The organism is Hymenobacter aerilatus (genome assembly GCF_022921095.1).
Classification (GTDB): domain Bacteria; phylum Bacteroidota; class Bacteroidia; order Cytophagales; family Hymenobacteraceae; genus Hymenobacter; species Hymenobacter aerilatus.
Genome location: NZ_CP095053.1, coordinates 3,601,668 through 3,619,687, shown reverse-complemented (window position 1 = coordinate 3,619,687; position 18,020 = coordinate 3,601,668). Strand labels below are relative to the sequence as shown.

At 53.2% G+C, this 18,020-nt stretch carries 8 protein-coding genes, 2 tRNA genes and 3 rRNA genes; 10 read left to right on the top strand and 3 right to left on the bottom strand.

From position 1 onward, the window contains the following. Positions 1-81: 81 nt before the first annotated feature. The 10 genes from tsaB to rrf all read left to right on the top strand — a co-directional run bounded on the left by tsaB (position 82) and on the right by rrf (position 11,180). Positions 82-777, top strand: a complete 696-nt coding sequence (tsaB, locus tag MUN82_RS15170; protein WP_245091768.1) for a tRNA (adenosine(37)-N6)-threonylcarbamoyltransferase complex dimerization subunit type 1 TsaB — start codon at positions 82-84, stop codon at positions 775-777. Positions 778-792: 15 nt separating this feature from the next. After that, the gene (locus MUN82_RS15165; protein WP_245091766.1) at positions 793-1,308 is read left to right on the top strand and encodes a DUF2480 family protein; all 516 of its coding nucleotides are present in this window, start codon (positions 793-795) and stop codon (positions 1,306-1,308) included. A 100-nt stretch (positions 1,309-1,408) separates the two neighbouring features. Further along, positions 1,409-2,725, top strand: a complete 1,317-nt coding sequence (locus tag MUN82_RS15160) for an APC family permease (protein WP_245091764.1) — start codon at positions 1,409-1,411, stop codon at positions 2,723-2,725. Between the two features lie 118 nt (positions 2,726-2,843). Beyond that, positions 2,844-4,061 (top strand): hypothetical protein, encoded by a 1,218-nt coding sequence (locus MUN82_RS15155; RefSeq protein WP_245091761.1) that lies wholly within the window; start codon positions 2,844-2,846, stop codon positions 4,059-4,061. 190 nt (positions 4,062-4,251) lie between these two features. Then, positions 4,252-5,355 carry a serine hydrolase gene (locus MUN82_RS15150; RefSeq protein WP_245091759.1) on the top strand — a complete coding sequence of 368 codons (1,104 nt, stop codon included), beginning with the start codon at positions 4,252-4,254 and terminating at the stop codon, positions 5,353-5,355. Positions 5,356-6,059: 704 nt separating this feature from the next. Beyond that, positions 6,060-7,574 (top strand): 16S ribosomal RNA (locus MUN82_RS15145). A 114-nt stretch (positions 7,575-7,688) separates the two neighbouring features. Next, positions 7,689-7,762: transfer RNA gene (locus tag MUN82_RS15140), tRNA-Ile, on the top strand. A 36-nt stretch (positions 7,763-7,798) separates the two neighbouring features. Continuing rightward, positions 7,799-7,875: transfer RNA gene (locus tag MUN82_RS15135), tRNA-Ala, on the top strand. A gap of 199 nt (positions 7,876-8,074) precedes the next feature. After that, a 23S ribosomal RNA gene (locus MUN82_RS15130) occupies positions 8,075-10,981 on the top strand. 87 nt (positions 10,982-11,068) lie between these two features. Beyond that, positions 11,069-11,180 (top strand): 5S ribosomal RNA (rrf, locus tag MUN82_RS15125). Together the 16S, 23S and 5S rRNA genes with 2 tRNA genes alongside form the textbook arrangement of a ribosomal RNA operon. A gap of 298 nt (positions 11,181-11,478) precedes the next feature. On the opposite strand, the gene MUN82_RS15120 is transcribed toward rrf, so the two are convergent. The 3 genes from MUN82_RS15120 to porU are packed head-to-tail and all read right to left on the bottom strand — an operon-like array spanning position 11,479 to position 17,972. Beyond that, on the bottom strand, positions 11,479-12,759 hold the full coding sequence (locus MUN82_RS15120; RefSeq protein WP_245091757.1) for a M16 family metallopeptidase: 1,281 nt from the start codon (positions 12,757-12,759) through the stop codon (positions 11,479-11,481). A 9-nt stretch (positions 12,760-12,768) separates the two neighbouring features. Continuing rightward, positions 12,769-13,974 (bottom strand): type IX secretion system outer membrane channel protein PorV, encoded by a 1,206-nt coding sequence (gene porV, locus MUN82_RS15115; RefSeq protein WP_245091755.1) that lies wholly within the window; start codon positions 13,972-13,974, stop codon positions 12,769-12,771. Positions 13,975-14,027: 53 nt separating this feature from the next. Continuing rightward, positions 14,028-17,972, bottom strand: coding sequence for a type IX secretion system sortase PorU (porU, locus tag MUN82_RS15110; protein WP_245091753.1), 3,945 nt, complete (start codon positions 17,970-17,972; stop codon positions 14,028-14,030). Between the last annotated feature and the right edge of the window lie 48 nt (positions 17,973-18,020).

Genomic DNA, 18,020 nt, shown 5'->3' with positions numbered 1-18,020 from the left:
GGAAATCGATACCACCACACCAGTGGGTGGCTTTGTCCACTGCCTATAGTGCAGGCCGGTCATCTGCCCTACCTTTGCAGTATGTCCGCGCTTATTCTTTCCCTCGAAACCTCTTCGCCCATTTGTTCTGTGGCCTTACACCGTGCCGGTGAGTTGGTAGGCCAGTCGGAGCTGCGGTTGGAAAAGTCGCACTCCTCGCACGTGAGCGTGCTGACCAATCAGCTCCTAGAAAATACCGGACACTCCCTGCGCGACTTAGCCGCTGTGGCTGTGTCTGATGGGCCTGGCTCCTACACGGGCCTGCGTATTGGAGCGGCCGCTGCCAAAGGGTTGTGCTTCGCCCTCGATATACCTCTGCTGGCCGTGAGTACCTTGCAAGCCCTAGCTGTGCAAGTAGCTGCCACCACGGCGCAGCCCGAGTGCTATCTGTTTTGCCCGATGCTGGATGCCCGCCGCATGGAAGTATACACAGCGCTTTACATGCACACAGCCGAAACGGTCCTAGCGCCTACCCCCCTCATCCTCGACGAGCACAGCTTCGCCGAACAATTAGCCCACCATCAGTTGTTATGTTTTGGTAGCGGCGCTAGCAAATTCCAACCTTTGGTAGAGGCCAGCTCCCAGGTGCAGTTTCTGACCGGTGTGCAGCCGTCGGCTATTGCGGTGGGGGTGCTGGCTCACGAAGCCTACCAGCGGCAGGAGTTTCGGGATGTAGCGTACTACGAGCCGTTCTACTTAAAAGAAGTTTATACCACAACGCCCAAACCCAGAGTGTAGCTCTGGCGCACTAGCATGGAAGAAATTATCAACCGCGTGGCCCAGAGTGGCTTGGTTACCTTCAATCTGGAAGAGTTGCTGCACCCCGGCGAGCGGGTAGTCTACGATATCAAAGACAACCTGTTCCACGGCTTGATGCTGCGCGAGAAGGACTTTCGCGAGTTCGTAAAAAACCACGATTGGTCGCAGTACGATGGGAAAAACGTGGCCATCATTTGTTCGGCTGATGCCATTGTGCCTACTTGGGCCTACATGGTGCTGGCTGCGAAGCTGCAAGGCCACGCCCATCACTACGTGTTTGGCGATTTGGCTGCGCTAGAACAGTCGCTCTTTCAGGCAGCTATTGCTACCGTTAATCCCGAGGACTACCGCGACGCCAAATTGGTAATCAAAGGCTGCGGCGAGAAGGAAGTGCCCACATATGCCTACGTAGCCATTATGCAACGACTATTGCCCGTAGCCAGCAGCATTATGTATGGCGAACCGTGCAGCACCGTACCTCTTTACAAGCGCCCGAAAGTGGTGGCGTAGCAACAGCCCCCTTTCTTTCCTCGTACTCTTGCAAGCCCGCCTGTCACGCCCGACAGCGCGGGCTTTTTAATTCTGCATCTTTAGGCAGGACATTCTGCTAATGACTTCTTCTACCCCGTCTTCCTATAAAATTAACTTTACTACCGGTATTGCTATTGTAGTAGCCAATATGGTAGGCACAGGCGTTTTTACTAGTCTGGGCTTTCAGGTAGTAAATATTCAAAGTGGCTTTGTGCTCCTAGCGCTATGGGCCATAGGCGGGTTAATTGCGTTGTGCGGAGCGCTCAGTTACGGCGAGCTGGCTGCTGCCCTACCCCGGTCGGGTGGCGAATACCATTATCTGTCCCGTATTTATCATCCACTCCTTGGCTTTCTGTCAGGGTGGGCATCGGCTACGGTAGGCTTCGCGGCGCCTACTGCTCTAGCAGCTATGGCGCTGGGTAGCTACGCGGCCGGCGTGTGGCCTAATATATCGCCCAAAGCCTTATCGATAGCAGTAGTACTGCTGCTCACGGCGGTACATGCCATCAGCACGCGGGCCGGCAGTCGGTTGCAAGTCTTCGTAACGGTAGTGAAGGTGGTGGTGCTCGTGGCGTTTGTGGGGGTAGGGGTAGCAGTAGCGGAGCCCCAGCCCATTCACTTTGTGCCCCAACCCAGCGACTGGCGTCTGCTGCTAAGCCCTGCTTTTGCTGTATCACTTATTTATGTGTCGTACGCGTATTCTGGCTGGAATGCGGCGGTATACTTAACCGGTGAGGTCGCGCAGCCCCAGCGCAACTTGCCCCGCATCCTGCTAACAGGTACTAGTATCGTACTCTTATTATATATAGCATTGAATTTCGTATTCCTCTACGTTACGCCACTTGCTAAGCTGGAGGGGCAAGTAGAGGTAGGGTTTGTAGTGGCCACCCAGTTGTTCGGTACGAATGGCGGTCGGCTCATGGGTGGCCTTATTGCTGTCCTGTTGGTTTCTACCATCAGCTCCATGATTTTTGCCGGATCCCGCATTGTGCAGGTGATGGGAGAAGACTTGGCCGGTTTGCGTGGATTAGCAACCGTAAGCAAGGCCGGAGTACCAGTGCGGGCTATGCTGCTACAAACAAGTCTTACGTTACTGTTTATCCTGCTATCCAGCTTCCAGCAGATACTTGTCTATGCTGGCTTTGTACTCAATCTGTTCACATTCCTCACGGTGCTAGGGCTGTTTGTGCTACGCTGGCGGCAACCCACTCTGCTACGCCCTTATAGGGCCTGGGGCTACCCCTTCACACCCCTGCTATTCTTGCTACTTAGTGGCTGGACATTATTATTTCTGCTGCGCGACCAGCCTACTGAGTCACTCTATGGCCTTCTAACGCTCCTCGGTGGGGTAGGGGTGTACTTCCTCAGTCGCCGGCAGTCTACAGCTTCTGCCTAATGTATAGAATTGCATAGCCGCTGAGAACTCACAGCATGGCTGTGCTTTCTTTATTCAAAGTCAGCGTAGGCGAATAACTTGCCGACTACTTGTCTTTGACTTTCTCTACTAGCATCCCATGCGTATTCGCGTAGTTCCTTTCGTTGTGTCGTTGTGTTTTCTGGCAGCAGCGTGTTCTGAGCAAAAATCATTTGCCCCCGAGCAAGCGGCGCCCACGGTTACCGCGCCTCCTCCCGTTGCCGATACGGTTGCCACTACCCCCACTTCACCACCAGCCCCCGATACTACTGCTGTGCAAAATGTGGCGGCCTACCTTGCTGGTCAGCATGTCAGCCAGGGTAGCGACCTGCAACCCCTTACGACGCAACCTGTTTGGCAGGCTTTTGCCGCTAATCAAGCGCAAAGCTGGGCTAAATACCACCAAACCCGAACCGAAAAAATTCAGCAATGGGCGGCCACAGAGCTAGATTCTGTGCGAAAGCGTAGCACTACTATTTTCTATCCATTCAGTGGTCCTGATCTACTCAACGTTGTCACCGTATTTCCGAATAGTCAGAAATATGTGCTTGTAGGATTAGAGCCAGTTGGCACCATCCCTGCGCGCGCTACCCTCGAAAATCCCTCACTATTTCCGGCTATCAAAGCCTCTCTCTGGTCTGTATTGAATTTCAGCTTTTTCCGGACCAACGATATGGCTGTTAATCTGCAGTCAGTGGAGTTGGATGGCGCTTTGCCGTTGCTTCTACTCTTTGCTACGCGCACAGAGCATCTGGTAAAGCAAGTGCGTTATGTGCAGCTCGATACGCAAGGTCAGCTTACGGAAGCAGATACGGCTACTATACATCATCCTGGCCCTAAAATCATTCCTGGTGTCGAGCTGACGATGCGCAACAAAGCTGGGCAAGAGCAGCAAGTTTATTATTTCTCGGCCGATCTCAGCGACTGGAAGGTAGGAAATACCAAAGCAGCGGCATTACAATACGTGCGTAGCCTTGGGCCACTGACCACTTATGTGAAGTCGGCCACCTATCTTATGCACAAAGCTTACTTCAGCAAAGTGCGTAATCTGGTTTTGACGCGTAGCAACTTCGTACTGCAAGATGACTCGGGTATTGCCATGAAGTATTTCCGTCCCGCGGAGTGGCAGTTTACGTATTACGGCACCTATAAGCGCCCTATCAACCTATTTGCGCGACATTATCAGCCCGAGCTGACAGCCGCCTACTCTGATTCGGTGCATGCTCCGCGCCCTCTACCTTTTGGAACAGGCTATAATTGGCGGCAAAACGATTCCAATCTACTGCTTGCCCAACGCCAAACTGCCGTAGTGGAGTAAGTAATCTGGTATGAGTAGCTCCCGCAACATAATACTAAGTAGTAACGGCATCTGCTTGCTACTAGCCATGCTGGCTGTTGGCAACTCGGAGGGTAGGGTAGGGGATACGTCATCAGTGGCGGTACAAGCGTCCATATCCTTATCGTCGCCAGATAGTCCGTTGCTGGATAGTCTGCTACACACCAATCCTTTGTTGCAACCTGTGCTCCAACATGCTGATGCATATGAGGTGCAAATACTGTACACCCAGATTGACCGCGACAATCAAAATCAGCCTCGTTTTACGCAGCACACATTTCGTCTCAGCGATAAGCAGTATTTCAATCCTGCCAGCCTTGTAAAGTTGCCAACGGCCGCGTTGGCTCTCGAAAAGATTAACCGTTTACATCAGCCTGATCTTACGCGCCACAGTCCAATGGCAACTAGCGTTGCCTACCGTTGCCAAACGGCTGCTCCCTACCATCCCTCTGCCGATTCCGACCGAGTGAATACGGTAGGAAATTACATAAAGCGCATGTTGCTGGTGAGCGACAATAACGCTTACAACCGGCTCTATGAATTTTTAGGGCAGCAACAACTCAATGAACGGCTCTGGCAGCTAGGTTACCCTTCTGCCCGCATCACCCGCCGTTTCGCCCCTTGCGATACAGCGGCTAATCGTCACACTAACCCAATCGATTTTTATAATACCACCACCGGTCAGATTATCTATCATCAGCCAGCTGTCGTAAATCGGTGCTCTTTCTCTTTTCCATTAGGCCGTATTAGTAAGGGTAGAGCTTACCAAAGTGGTGGACGCCTCATTCAGCATCCTTACGATTTCACTACCGCCAATCTTTTGTCTTTACAGGATGCGACAGCTATACTGAAGGCTATTCTATTTCCAGATGCAGTGCCTGCATCACAGCGATTCATCCTAACACCCAACGATTACGCTTTTATTCGGCAGTACTTATATAGTACGCCGCACGACTCTCATTACAACCTTTACACAGCCTCTAGCTTTTTCGATGCCTACAAGAAGTATCTCTTCTATGGCCGACAAGCTAAAATTCCCAGCCAAGTAGGCTTACGTATATATAATGTAGTAGGTATGTCGCACGGTTATTTGGCCGACGTCGCATACTTTATAGATACTACAGCACATGTCGAGTTTATGCTAAGCGCACTTGTATATGTAAACAAAAACGGTGTTCTAAACGATGGTACTTATGAGTATACATCTGTCGGATTACCCTTTTTACAACAGCTTGGTCAAACAATCTACTCGTACGAAAAGCATCGCACCTATTAATCCAGCATGATAGCAGCTGAAAAAAATGAATATGAATGAACTATCGGAATAGAATAATGAGTTACTAACCAGCGCGATGGAAGCAAATGCATTTATGCATCGAGAAAAAGAGGCAAACGTATTTGGAAAGTTGCGAGACAAGCCCCACTTTTGCACTCCCAAACCGAAACGCGGTGGGGAAGCTGACAAGCGAGTCGATAGCTTTTGCGGTAGTGCCTTGGCTCTTGGAGCTGGGTGGCAAAAAAAAGCTTTTCAAAAAGCTTGCTTCATCAGAAAAGCTTCTTACTTTTGCACCCCGCTTCACCCGGAAGCGGTTGCTACGAGGACACTGAAAAAAAAGTTTTCACCGAGTAGTTGCAACGAGAGAAAAGTTGCTTACCTTTGCAGCCCGCTTCAACCGGAAGGGGTAACGAAGAAAGCCGGCCAGAAAAAAAGTTTTGCAAAAAGCTTGCTTCTAGCGAAAAGCTGCTTACCTTTGCAGCCCGCTTCGAGAGAAACGGAAAACAGGAGCCACGGTTTAGGTGGCACACGGTTTCACCAACAGGGTGAGGCACACGTTCTTTGAATGACAGGAAAAGACAAATGGTAAGGGCCGCTTTCGAGCGGCTCACGACAAGCGTAACAGACGAAAGACAACTCGTCACAAAGCGAGTCGGATCAGCACTTGACATCGGTTTACCTGCGGGTAAGCTTAAAGTATTTATACAATGGAGAGTTTGATCCTGGCTCAGGATGAACGCTAGCGGCAGGCCTAATACATGCAAGTCGAACGGACGGTAGCAATACCGTTAGTGGCGCACGGGTGCGTAACGCGTAACCAACCTACCCGAAACTGGGGGATAGCCCGCCGAAAGGCGGATTAATACCGCATAAGACCATAAGCTGGCATCGGCTAGTGGTTAAAGATTTATTGGTTTCGGATGGGGTTGCGTGTCATTAGCTAGATGGCGAGGTAACGGCTCACCATGGCGACGATGACTAGGGGAGCTGAGAGGCTGATCCCCCACACTGGCACTGAGATACGGGCCAGACTCCTACGGGAGGCAGCAGTAGGGAATATTGGGCAATGGCCGAGAGGCTGACCCAGCCATGCCGCGTGCCGGATGAAGGCCTTCTGGGTTGTAAACGGCTTTTCTCAGGGAAGAAAAAGGGGATGCGTCCTCAACTGACGGTACCTGAGGAATAAGCACCGGCTAACTCCGTGCCAGCAGCCGCGGTAATACGGAGGGTGCGAGCGTTGTCCGGATTTATTGGGTTTAAAGGGTGCGTAGGCGGCCCGTTAAGTCCGGGGTGAAAGCCCACTGCTCAACAGTGGAACTGCCCTGGATACTGGCGGGCTTGAGTCCAGACGAGGTTGGCGGAATAGATGCTGTAGCGGTGAAATGCATAGATAGCATCTAGAACCCCGATTGCGTAGGCAGCTGACTAGGCTGGCACTGACGCTGAGGCACGAAAGCGTGGGGAGCGAACAGGATTAGATACCCTGGTAGTCCACGCCGTAAACGATGGATACTCGCTGGTAGCGATAGAGTGTTACTGGCTTAGCGAAAGCGTTAAGTATCCCACCTGGGGAGTACGCTCGCAAGAGTGAAACTCAAAGGAATTGACGGGGGCCCGCACAAGTGGTGGAGCATGTGGTTTAATTCGATGATACGCGAGGAACCTTACCTAGGCTAGAATGCGCGTGACCGGTTCAGAGATGAGCCTTTCCTTCGGGACACAAAGCAAGGTGCTGCATGGCCGTCGTCAGCTCGTGCCGTGAGGTGTTGGGTTAAGTCCCGCAACGAGCGCAACCCCTATGTTTAGTTGCCAGCGGATTATGCCGGGGACTCTAAACAGACTGCCTGCGCAAGCAGTGAGGAAGGCGGGGACGACGTCAGGTCATCATGGCCCTTACGCCTAGGGCTACACACGTGCTACAATGGGCGGTACAACGGGTTGCTACATAGCGATATGATGCCAATCTCGAAAAACCGTTCTCAGTTCGGATCGGAGTCTGCAACTCGACTCCGTGAAGCTGGAATCACTAGTAATCGCGTATCAGCAATGACGCGGTGAATACGTTCCCGGGCCTTGTACACACCGCCCGTCAAGCCATGGAAGTTTGGTAGACCTGAAGCTGGTGCTCGTCACAGAAGCCAGTTAGGGTAGAACAAGTAACTGGGGCTAAGTCGTAACAAGGTAGCCGTACCGGAAGGTGCGGCTGGATCACCTCCTTTCTGGAGCAGATCTGACTCGGTGACTGAGTTACTACGCGTCTGGTGCGCTTGTACACACCATTTGTCTTTCCTGCCGTTCAAAAGTATTTCGGATTCGACTGATCGAGTCGACCCGGGCTTGTAGCTCAGGTGGTTAGAGCGCTACACTGATAATGTAGAGGTCCCTGGTTCGAGTCCAGGCAGGCCCACTGCCGCAGCGGGATGTACCTGCTGAGTGACGGAATGGGGGATTAGCTCAGCTGGCTAGAGCACCTGCCTTGCACGCAGGGGGTCAACGGTTCGAATCCGTTATTCTCCACCAATAAGCAATAGCTTCAAATGGAAGCGTTGTGGCGAGAGTATACTAAACAAGTATCCGCGCTGGTAACAGACGGCTACTACATTGACTTCAATAGGAAGTCAGACGTTCTTTGACGTAGTGTAACGAGTAAGAAGAAAAAGAAAGTCAATGTGCCAAGTGCATATCTGACCGGAGCTCAACTACCTTTTAGGTAGTTGTTACAGAAGTAACAAAGGGCACACGGGGGATGCCTAGGCTCTCAGAGGCGATGAAGGACGTGATAAGCTGCGATAAGCTACGGGGATGGGCACATACCAATTGATCCGTGGATTTCCGAATGGGGCAACCCACTAGCATGCAGTGCTAGGGCCTATACTTTTAGTAGTATAGGGGCAAACGCGGGGAACTGAAACATCTAAGTACCCGCAGGAACAGAAAATAACATATGATTCCCCTAGTAGTGGCGAGCGAACGGGGAGGAGCCCAAACCGGGTTGGTTACGGCCAGCGCGGGGTTGTAGGACTTCAACATCCGATTGAGTTACTTTAGCCGAACGACGTGGGAAAGTCGATCAGAGAGGGTGAGAATCCCGTAGGCGAGCTGGTAATTCACGGTAGAAGATTCCTGAGTAGGGCGGGGCCGGAGAAACCCTGTCTGAATCCAGCGGCACCATCCGCTAAGGCTACATACTCCTGAGAGACCGATAGTGAACTAGTACCGTGAGGGAAAGGTGAAAAGAACCGGGAATACCGGAGTGAAAAGAACCTGAAACCGTGTGCTTACAAGCAGTTAGAGGGGATTCGTTCCCTGATAGCGTGCCTTTTGCATAATGAGCCTACGAGTTACTCCTCTCTGGCAAGGTTAAGTGTCTGAAGGCACGGAGCCGCAGCGAAAGCGAGTCTGAATAGGGCGCAGAGTCAGAGGGGGTAGACGCGAAACTTTGTGATCTACCCTTGGGCAGGTTGAAGGTTGGGTAACACCAACTGGAGGACCGAACCAGTTTCCGTTGAAAAGGATTTGGATGACCTGAGGGTAGGGGTGAAAGGCCAATCAAACTGAGAAATAGCTCGTACTCCCCGAAATGTATTTAGGTACAGCGTCGGTGTAGAGTTACGTGGAGGTAGAGCTACCGATAGGACTAGGGGGTGTCACAGCCTACCGAATCCTGACGAACTCCGAATGCCACGTAATATAACCGGCAGTGAGGCCTGGGGTGCTAAGGTCCCCGGCCGAGAGGGAAAGAACCCAGACCATCCGCTAAGGTCCCTAAATTCGGACTAAGTTGAACAAAGGAGGTCCACTTGCTTTGACAGCCAGGAGGTTGGCTTGGAAGCAGCCATTCCTTTAAAGAGTGCGTAACAGCTCACTGGTCGAGCGAGAGGGCATCGATAATACGCGGGCATCAAGTCCGGTACCGAAGCGATGGATTTGCATTATGTGCAAGTGGTAGGGGAGCATTCTAGCCGCGGTGAAGGTGACCTGTCAGGGTTGCTGGAGCAGCTAGAAAAGCAAATGTAGGCATGAGTAACGATAAGGCGGGTGCGAAACCCGCCCCCCGATAGACTAAGGTTTCCTGCTCAACGCTAATCGGAGCAGGGTTAGTCGGGACCTAAGGCTACGCCGAGAGGCTACGTCGATGGACAGCTGGTTGATATTCCAGCACTTATTTTATGGAGTGATGTAGTGACGCAGGAGTGAAAGATGCGCGGGCGGACGGAAGTGCCCGTTAAAGTGCGTAGGTATAGGGTTGGTAGGTAAATCCGCCGACTTTGCCGAAACATGATAGTACCTGGCGGCTTCGGCCAACGGGATAGTCATCCTAATCAGACTGCCAAGAAAACCTACTAAGCGTTTACTGTAAGATAACCCGTACCGCAAACCGACACAGGTAGTCAAGGAGAGCATCCTGAGGGGCTCGAGTGAATCACGGCCAAGGAACTCGGCAAAATGGTCCTGTAACTTCGGGAGAAGGGACGCTTCCTTGCAGCAATGCAAGAAGCCGCAGTGAAAAGGCCCAGGCGACTGTTTAACAAAAACACATGGCTTTGCGAACGCGTAAGCGGAAGTATAAGGCCTGACACCTGCCCGGTGCCGGAAGGTTAAGAGGGGGACTTAGTCGCAAGGCGAAGGTCTGAATCGAAGCCCCGGTAAACGGCGGCCGTAACTATAACGGTCCTAAGGTAGCGAAATTCCTTGTCGGGTAAGTTCCGACCTGCACGAATGGTGTAACGATCTGGGCGCTGTCTCAGCCGTGAGCTCGGTGAAATTGTAGTCTCGGTGAAGATGCCGAGTACCCGCCACGGGACGGAAAGACCCCGTGCACCTTTACTATAGCTTGCCATTGACGCTGGCTAACACATGTGTAGGATAGGTGGGAGACTGTGAACCGGTATCGCTAGGTATCGGGGAGTCAACGTTGAAATACCACCCTTGTGTTCGTCGGTGCCTAATCTGGAAACGGAAACAGTGGCTGGTGGGTAGTTTGACTGGGGTGGTCGCCTCCAAAAGAGTATCGGAGGCTTTCAAAGGTCCGCTCAGGCCGCTTGGTAACCGGCTGTAGAGCGCAATAGTAGAAGCGGGCTTGACTGTGAGGCCTACAAGCCGAGCAGGGTCGAAAGACGGATATAGTGATCCGGTGGTTCCGCATGGAAGGGCCATCGCTCAAAGGATAAAAGGTACGCCGGGGATAACAGGCTGATCTCCCCCAAGAGCTCATATCGACGGGGAGGTTTGGCACCTCGATGTCGGCTCGTCACGTCCTGGGGCTGGAGAAGGTCCCAAGGGTTCGGCTGTTCGCCGATTAAAGTGGCACGCGAGCTGGGTTCAGAACGTCGTGAGACAGTTCGGTCCCTATCTGTGGTGGGCGTTGGAGATTTGACAGGACCTGTCTTTAGTACGAGAGGACCGGGATGGACCAGCCGCTCGTGCACCGGTTGTGGCGCCAGCTGCAGCGCCGGGTAGCGACGCTGGGATGAGATAAGCGCTGAAAGCATCTAAGTGCGAAACTCACCTGAAGATGAGATCTCCCAATAGAAGAGTCGTGGTAGACGACCACGTGGATAGGCGCCAGGTCTAAGGCTAGAAATAGCGAAGCTGAGGCGTACTAATGACTCGAGCGCTTCTGCAAAGCAAGCTCACCTGTTTTCTTCTTACCCGTTACCTGCGTCAACGATTTTGTTGTTGTGCTCACTGAACACGAGCCAACCACACCAGCAATGGTGGCTGTAGCCCGGGTGTTCACCTCTTCCCATTCCGAACAGAGTCGTTAAGCCCCGGAGCGCCCATGGTACTGCCTTCACCGGCGGGAGAGTAGGTCGCCGCCAACTTTATTTACTGTCGCGAGGCCCCGGCCCGCGTCCTGACTGACAGGATGCGGCCGGGGCCTCCCGCATTTCAGCCCATCGCTGCTCTACCACCCGTGATTATCCTCTCTCCCTGCGTGCGGCGTGCTTAATGTTACCTCTCCCTGTGGACGTGCTAGTCCTGAGTATCTGTAGGGCTCAAAAGGGCTGTTTGTTTATGAGTAGACATAGTGATGAGCTATACTCCGATTTAGGAATCCGTACCAATAAGAAAGGCCACGAGAATTTTCTTGTGGCCTTTCTTATTGGTACGGATTCCTTCTTACTGCTCTGGTCCTGCTATTACCTCAACCATGTTTTCGGGAGATAAGTATTGTTGAGCCAAAATATGTAACTGGATGCTGCTTGCTGTGTTAACGGCAGCGAGGAAATCTGTGTAGTATGTGGTTGGCAGATTAAGAAAGACTAATGCTTTATACTTATCGCATTGCTCAAAGACGGTGCTTAGCTCATTGGCAAACTTACCAATCATGTAGTTCATCACTGTTTGTAACTCTTCTTTAGGAATAAGTTCTTGTTGCAATTGAGTAAGCTCATGGTGTACTTCCCGAATAGCAGCTTTGGTGCTAGCTGCGTTTACGTCAGTGCCAATAACAAGACTAGAGGCGTGCTCCCTAAGGCTAATACTAGCATGAATGCCATATGTGAACCCCTTATCCTCTCGGATATTCTTCATCAAGCGCGAGCCGAAATAACCGCCTAATACTTTCACCAGAACCTGCAGAGAGTGATAGTCTGGATGTGTAGGTGGAACCCAAAGACGTCCAATTCGCAGCGATGACTGCAAACTGTCAGCTACAACTACTTGATCTTGCAACGGAGCGGACACGGGCGATACAGGTGCAGATGAGATAGGTGCATCTGCTTGCGCTGGAATTTTCCCGAATAGATTGACAATTAGTTGTTGCTGAGCGTCGTTTATGTCGCCGCAGAGAAATAACTCAGCCTCTGGCATGCGATAGGCGGTCTGATAAAATGCCCGAACGGCTTCTACCGAAGTTTGCTGAAACAATTCCCCATCGAATGCAGTGCCGTACGGATATGCACTGCCATATAAGTTGCGAGAAAAGCGTTCTGCCGCTAAATAGCTGTTCTTTTGCCGCTCAACACGCACATTTTGGATAGTGCGTGTCTTGAGTAGGTTAAATTCAGGTTCGGGAAACGCCGCTTCTGTTGCTACATCCAGTACAAGGGGTAGTAGTTGTTCGAGGTGGCGGGTGAGACAATACAATGTGAGCGTGGCACGATCAAACCCCTGCTCACATTCTAGGGAGGCACCATAAAAAGCTATTGTGTCGGCTATCTGGCGAGCGGTACGGGTGCGAGTACCTTCTAGTAACATGCGGGCTGCCAGCAGCGAAATACTTGGACCAGATTCGTACCACTTACCAGCTGGAAAAACGATTTGCAGCCGTACGACGGGCTGGGCGCTGTTGCGCAGTACGTGCAAACGAGCACCGTTGGGGAGCGAAAGCACGTCAGCCGCGGGCAGTGTGACACTGGCCAGCGGCTGAACGGAAGGAGCGACGGTACGGTCGAGCATGAAAGCGGATTAGTTGTTGGATGGGCCGAAAGCTTCTTCGGCCTTATTGAAGTTAAAGTGTAAGGATATGCGAATAGTTTGAGCAAGTGGGTTTTGGCGACTGTTTGGCACAAGGTAGGCACCATCTACGCCAAAAACCTGGTAGCGGATGCCTAAGCCGAAGCTCAAGTATTTCCGGTTGCCTTTTTCCTCATTTTCGTACATATACCCTACACGAGCAGCCAGCAAATCGTTGTACCAATACTCGACACCAGCGGAAAGACGGATTTCTTGTAGTTCTTCCTTAAAACCACCAGGGGCATCCGAGAACGAGCTGAGCATGCCACCTATTACCCCTTTAGCGCGACGGTCGGCGTTTACTTGGTTGATGCGCTTGCCTATGCTAGGTTGGCCTAGTGCTGTAGTTGTATCGCCTTGAATGTAGTAGGGCGATGGTACTAGCAGTTTATTAGCGTCAACAGTGAATGTAATTTTGTTGTACGCGTCCAACTCGCGGGTTATAGCGGCGCCTAGCTTCAGATTAGTAGGTAGAAAGTCTGCTTGGGTGGCATTGGTGTAAGTGATTTTATTGCCAATGTTGCTGATGGCAGCACCAAGGCCCAAGTTATACTGGCCTGCACCAATTGTCAGGTCTTTATTGTAGTAAGCGCCTAGGTCGACGGCGGCAGCATTGGCCGGACGAGCATCGAAACCATCACCGGTGAGGTTAGAGCGAATAAAGCGGGCCGCAATACCCACGCCGAAATTGTCGCTTAGCTTTTGACCATATGCAACTGAAACGGCATACTCTTTCGGGTTATAATTGCCCAGGTCACCATTGTTCGAATCACGGAACTGTACTTGGCCCAAATCGAAATAGGACAGGGAGCCGGATATAGCGGCTCGTGGGTTAAGACGCGCGTAACCAGAAAGGTGCGCAATCCCCATATCGTCGGTAATGCCGCGCAGCCATGGTGAGTAGGAAGGGGAAATGCTGTAGTTGAAGGGTACGAAACCCAACTTACCAGCATTATAATAAGCAGAGTTGGCGTCGGGGCTGAGGGCTACGCCAGCATCACCTAGCGCGGCGGAGCGTGAATCGGGGCTCAGGGTCAGGACCGGAACAGCCGTTGTAATCGTCTTATTGGGATTTAACTGGGCAGTAGCTGTACCTGCCAAGCCCAGCAAACCCGACAGGAAAAAGAAGCGCAACGGCGTCTTAGACTTAAGTGACATACAGAAGAGGAGAAGTGAGCCGGTAAGGAAGTGAAAACAGCGTGGAGAAAAACTTAATTTAGGATAACGAGCTTCTCAAATTTTGAAGCAGTAGCACGGTCGCGCATAGAACGTACGCTTACGCGGTACACGTATACACCACGTGCAAGTTGGTCATTATATTCGTCGCGGCCATCCCACGAGAGGGCGGCTAAGTGCGACTCGCTACCAAACACGGTGGTTCGCAAAGTACGCACCAACTTCCCTGATACCGTAAAAATCTGTACTTGAATGTCCAGCTCATCGCCGGCACGGTTGTGGTCGAAATGGAAGGTAGTGTTTTGGGAAAATGGATTAGGGTAGTTGAGGACGTGTTGCAAAGCCAGTTTTTCGGTGCTAGCAGCAATGAATTCGATTTCCTTTTCACCGGAGTTGTTGAACGTATCCCAGGCCTTGAGACGTAGCACGTGCGGACCTGTGCTTAACTCTTTGAACAGGTATCGCACTTTGCCGGACTGAAATTTGTCGACGTCAGCTGTGTAGAAATCGTTGAGAATAACCAGCTTGCTGGCGTCGCCATCAAGGGTAGCCGTAATTTCGTGACCAATGCCAGAGCCGGCCGTGTTGATGCCGCTGGAGTCGGCAAGGTGGGCCAATAGGGTAGGCGAGGTGCCCGTGAGGCCACCAAACACAAACGACTCATTGTCCATGAACAGCCGAATGGTAGGTGGGATAGTATCCAAAGCGGCGGTGGCATCGAGGCCACCTATTACCGTGCGGGTAGCGCCGTGGGCATCTACGCGGCGTACAGAGTCGGCGGCGTAGAAACTGATTTTGCCGAGACCGAAATTATAATTGATATCCTTCGGAACCACAAAGCGCACAGAGAACTGACCATTGCGCACTGTTGCTTGCCCGTCGTACAGGATGTTTTCTTGTACTTGAATGGGCTGCGGGCCATCGGTAGGGTCGCTGCCGAGCGTGCGGATGGTTTCGGGCTTTTCGTACACCGTTACGCGCGTGGTGCCGTTAAAGCTGGCATTGATGGCACCGCCCGCCCGTACATCACCCACTAGCTGCACCCGCGAGAGAGATTTGAGTGTGTCGGAAGGGGTAGTAGTGAAAGCATGGCCGTTAATGCTGCGCAAAGTCACGGTTTGCTCGGGGTAGGCGAGGCGGCCGGACGGGTCGCCCAAAAAAGAGAAATTTCGGTTGTAGACTGAGCGGACACTGTTGTTCTTTGTCTCGGCCATGATGTCGCCCATGCGGGGTAGGGCGCCGTTGATGGGCGTGAAGGCCGCTGCGTAGAAGGATTCGGCCAGCGCCTGGTTGTTGTTGGAGAATACTAGGCGAGTAGTAGTCAGCAGACCCACGGCACCACCTTCAACGTTGGTCAGCATTTCTTCGCCGGCCGAAGTGCGGTCGGGGTCGTCGTAGGTGCTGAAGTCGCAGGTAGCGGTGAGCAGGAAGGCTAAGCGCTGACGGTTCTGGAGCGCTTGGATGGATGCACGGGTTAGAATTTGCTCGTCAGCCCACCCTTCAGGACCACCGTGGCCGCTGTAGTTCATGATGAGGGTGCCTTGCTCCAACGACTGATCAATGGCCTGCACACACGCCGGTGAGCGTTGCCCGGCCGAAGCTGAAATCTGCAGGTACATGTCGAGGTAGACCTTGTGCACGTTGTAAGCTGGCTGGTTGGCAACCAGCGCATTTGCCAAAGGCTCGGCTGAATACAGCGTGTGCAGGTTGTAGTCGCCATCGTCGGCCACGAAGGTGAGGCGATTGCGCCATTTGCCGTACGTCGTGGGGTCGTCGTACCGAATCAGCTTGCTTACAGTGAGAGCCGCCGTATTGGTACCAGAAGACACCCGCACCGGCAGGCGTCCTACGCCAATGTCCATTAGCTCGTCGGTGGCCGAGTAACTCTCGTTTAGCTCACCCTCGTCATCATCAAGTAAGCCAAAGTAGTCGTCGGTGGAAAAGGTGACGCCCTGCTGCCCACTACGGGGCGACACAATAGCAAAGGACTCGCGCGACTCGTATACCGGCACGTAGTTCTGGTTGGCCTGATCGGGCGTGCTGTTGGTAACAGCTAACGTGCGGGGCTCGAGGTAATAGCGCGACTTCCACCAGGTAGGAACCTTGGTAAGGTCATTGGTCGGGTCAGATTTATAGTCGAACGAGGCATCGCCAAACAGCAGCAGAAAGAGGTGCTTGCCACTGGGGGCGCGGTCGTAGAACTGCTTCATCAGGTCGCGGATGGCGGTGATGTCCTGCCCACCGGCGCTATACTCGTTGTAGACCTGTGAGGTAGTAACCACTTGCACCGTGAGGCCATCGTGGGTGCGGCGGTGTGCCGCCAGGCGTTCAGCTTCGCTCACGAACAACGGGTGCGTAACAATCACCAGATCAGTCTTGCCATCTAGGTTGAGGGCGTGCAGATTTTGGTTGCCTACACGGCCAAACAAGCGCGGTGTGTACAAGTCAGCTTCTTGCCAGGCCACAAACTCCCGCAGGGAGTCGGTGGGTACCGCAAAGCTGCCGTTGCTGAGGGGGTAGGCCACGGGGCGTGCTGGATGCGTTACTTCCCATACTGTGGCGCTGCCAGCATTGTCTAAGGTGAAGCGGCTGACGGCCTGCGGTGCGATGTTGCTGAAGGAACGAAAGTCGAGTTGACGGCCGCCTACATAGCGCAGCTGGCGCTGGGTGTTCAACTCAAGGTAATCGAGCCAGGCGCGGGCATTAGCGTCTCCGCTGCTGAACGTGTACCGCACGCGGGTATCGGTAGCTAAGGAAGCAGGTGTGGCAGTTAGTGTGGTAAGGGCCGTATTGGCGCGCTCGGGGTAGGAAGACGCCGAGCGACCCAACACCGACTGCGCACCGGCATTCTGCCCGTTGAGGGCCAGCTGCACGGTGCTTACAGTGCTGCTGGAAGCAGCCACCGACGAAGTAAGCTGCACCACGGCGCCCGGCACCGCGTTGGGCACCGCAAATGACACTTCCATTGTACCCCTTTCAAGTGGCTCACCCAACCACTGCCGCCCTGATTTCTGAATATTCACGATGTCACGCTCGTAATAGTCGCGGTGGGCGAAGGTGGTGATGGTAGCCGTAGGTGCGGCCGCAGTAGGGGCTGTAGTGAGGCGCCGCCCCGCGCTGGTGCCTACCGTCACGAAATAATACGCAGTATCGGTGTAGAGATGCTGTACATGGCGGAATCGTGGGGTAGGAGCCGCGGGGTCACGCTCCCACACGTGCGGGCCGCGGGAGTAAAACGTCAGGTACTCGTTGTCGTCAAATACGGCGTCGGTGTTACCCACAAAGCCTAGCGCCAGCTCCTCCAGATCGGCGGGACGCGGGGCGCCGTTGAGCTGAGGCAGCATGCCGCCGGCTGCGTTGCCGAACACCTGAATCCGGCGTGGATCGGTGTTCTGCGCATTAATACTCATGGCGGTCAGCAGGGCTTTATCGAGTTTATATACCCCACCTTCTGGCACACCTATTTTGTACCAAGTGCCTTGGCGCAGCACAGAGGCAGCAGCATGAGTGCGCTGCGTGCGCGCCGGCCGATTGGCCGTGACTCCCGTTATATAACGGTAATCAAATGAAACCAGCTTTTCTACCTGGCCCGACTGCGCATTGCGACGCACAGCGGGCAACTCCACAAATGTGATGGGCTGCCGGTTGGCCGTGCCGAAGCGTAGGGTAGGGGCAGTAGGAAAGGTCGCACCTTCAAAAACGCGCGCATCGGCGGCAGTGAAAGGCTCATATACCGCATTTTCTACCTGCCCTTCGCTCACGCGACCATTAATGCGCAAGGTATACAGCCCTGCCCGTGCACCCGGCTCGTATGCGGCACCGCGGAAGGTAGGCACGCGGCGCTCCTGTCCGTTGGGGCTGGTGAGCGTAGTGTAACCTTCCCAAGTAATCTGTCGCGAAACAACCGTCTGCGCCCGGACCGGCACCAGCGCACCCAGTACCAGTAAGCACGCGAGCAAAAGCGAAGGAAGCAAGCGCATAGAGGTTCGAATCAAATCAGGAGCAGCTGGAGTAGCAGTAAACTAAAA

Excerpts from the sequence above, each read along its gene's own strand:
- tsaB (WP_245091768.1), top strand. The coding sequence starts at position 82 with ATGTCCGCGCTTATTCTTTCCCTCGAAACCTCTTCGCCCATTTGTTCT.
- MUN82_RS15165 (WP_245091766.1), top strand. The coding sequence starts at position 793 with ATGGAAGAAATTATCAACCGCGTGGCCCAGAGTGGCTTGGTTACCTTC.
- MUN82_RS15160 (WP_245091764.1), top strand. The coding sequence starts at position 1,409 with ATGACTTCTTCTACCCCGTCTTCCTATAAAATTAACTTTACTACCGGT.
- MUN82_RS15155 (WP_245091761.1), top strand. The coding sequence starts at position 2,844 with ATGCGTATTCGCGTAGTTCCTTTCGTTGTGTCGTTGTGTTTTCTGGCA.
- MUN82_RS15120 (WP_245091757.1), bottom strand. The coding sequence starts at position 12,759 with ATGCTCGACCGTACCGTCGCTCCTTCCGTTCAGCCGCTGGCCAGTGTC.
- porV (WP_245091755.1), bottom strand. The coding sequence starts at position 13,974 with ATGTCACTTAAGTCTAAGACGCCGTTGCGCTTCTTTTTCCTGTCGGGT.
- porU (WP_245091753.1), bottom strand. The coding sequence starts at position 17,972 with ATGCGCTTGCTTCCTTCGCTTTTGCTCGCGTGCTTACTGGTACTGGGT.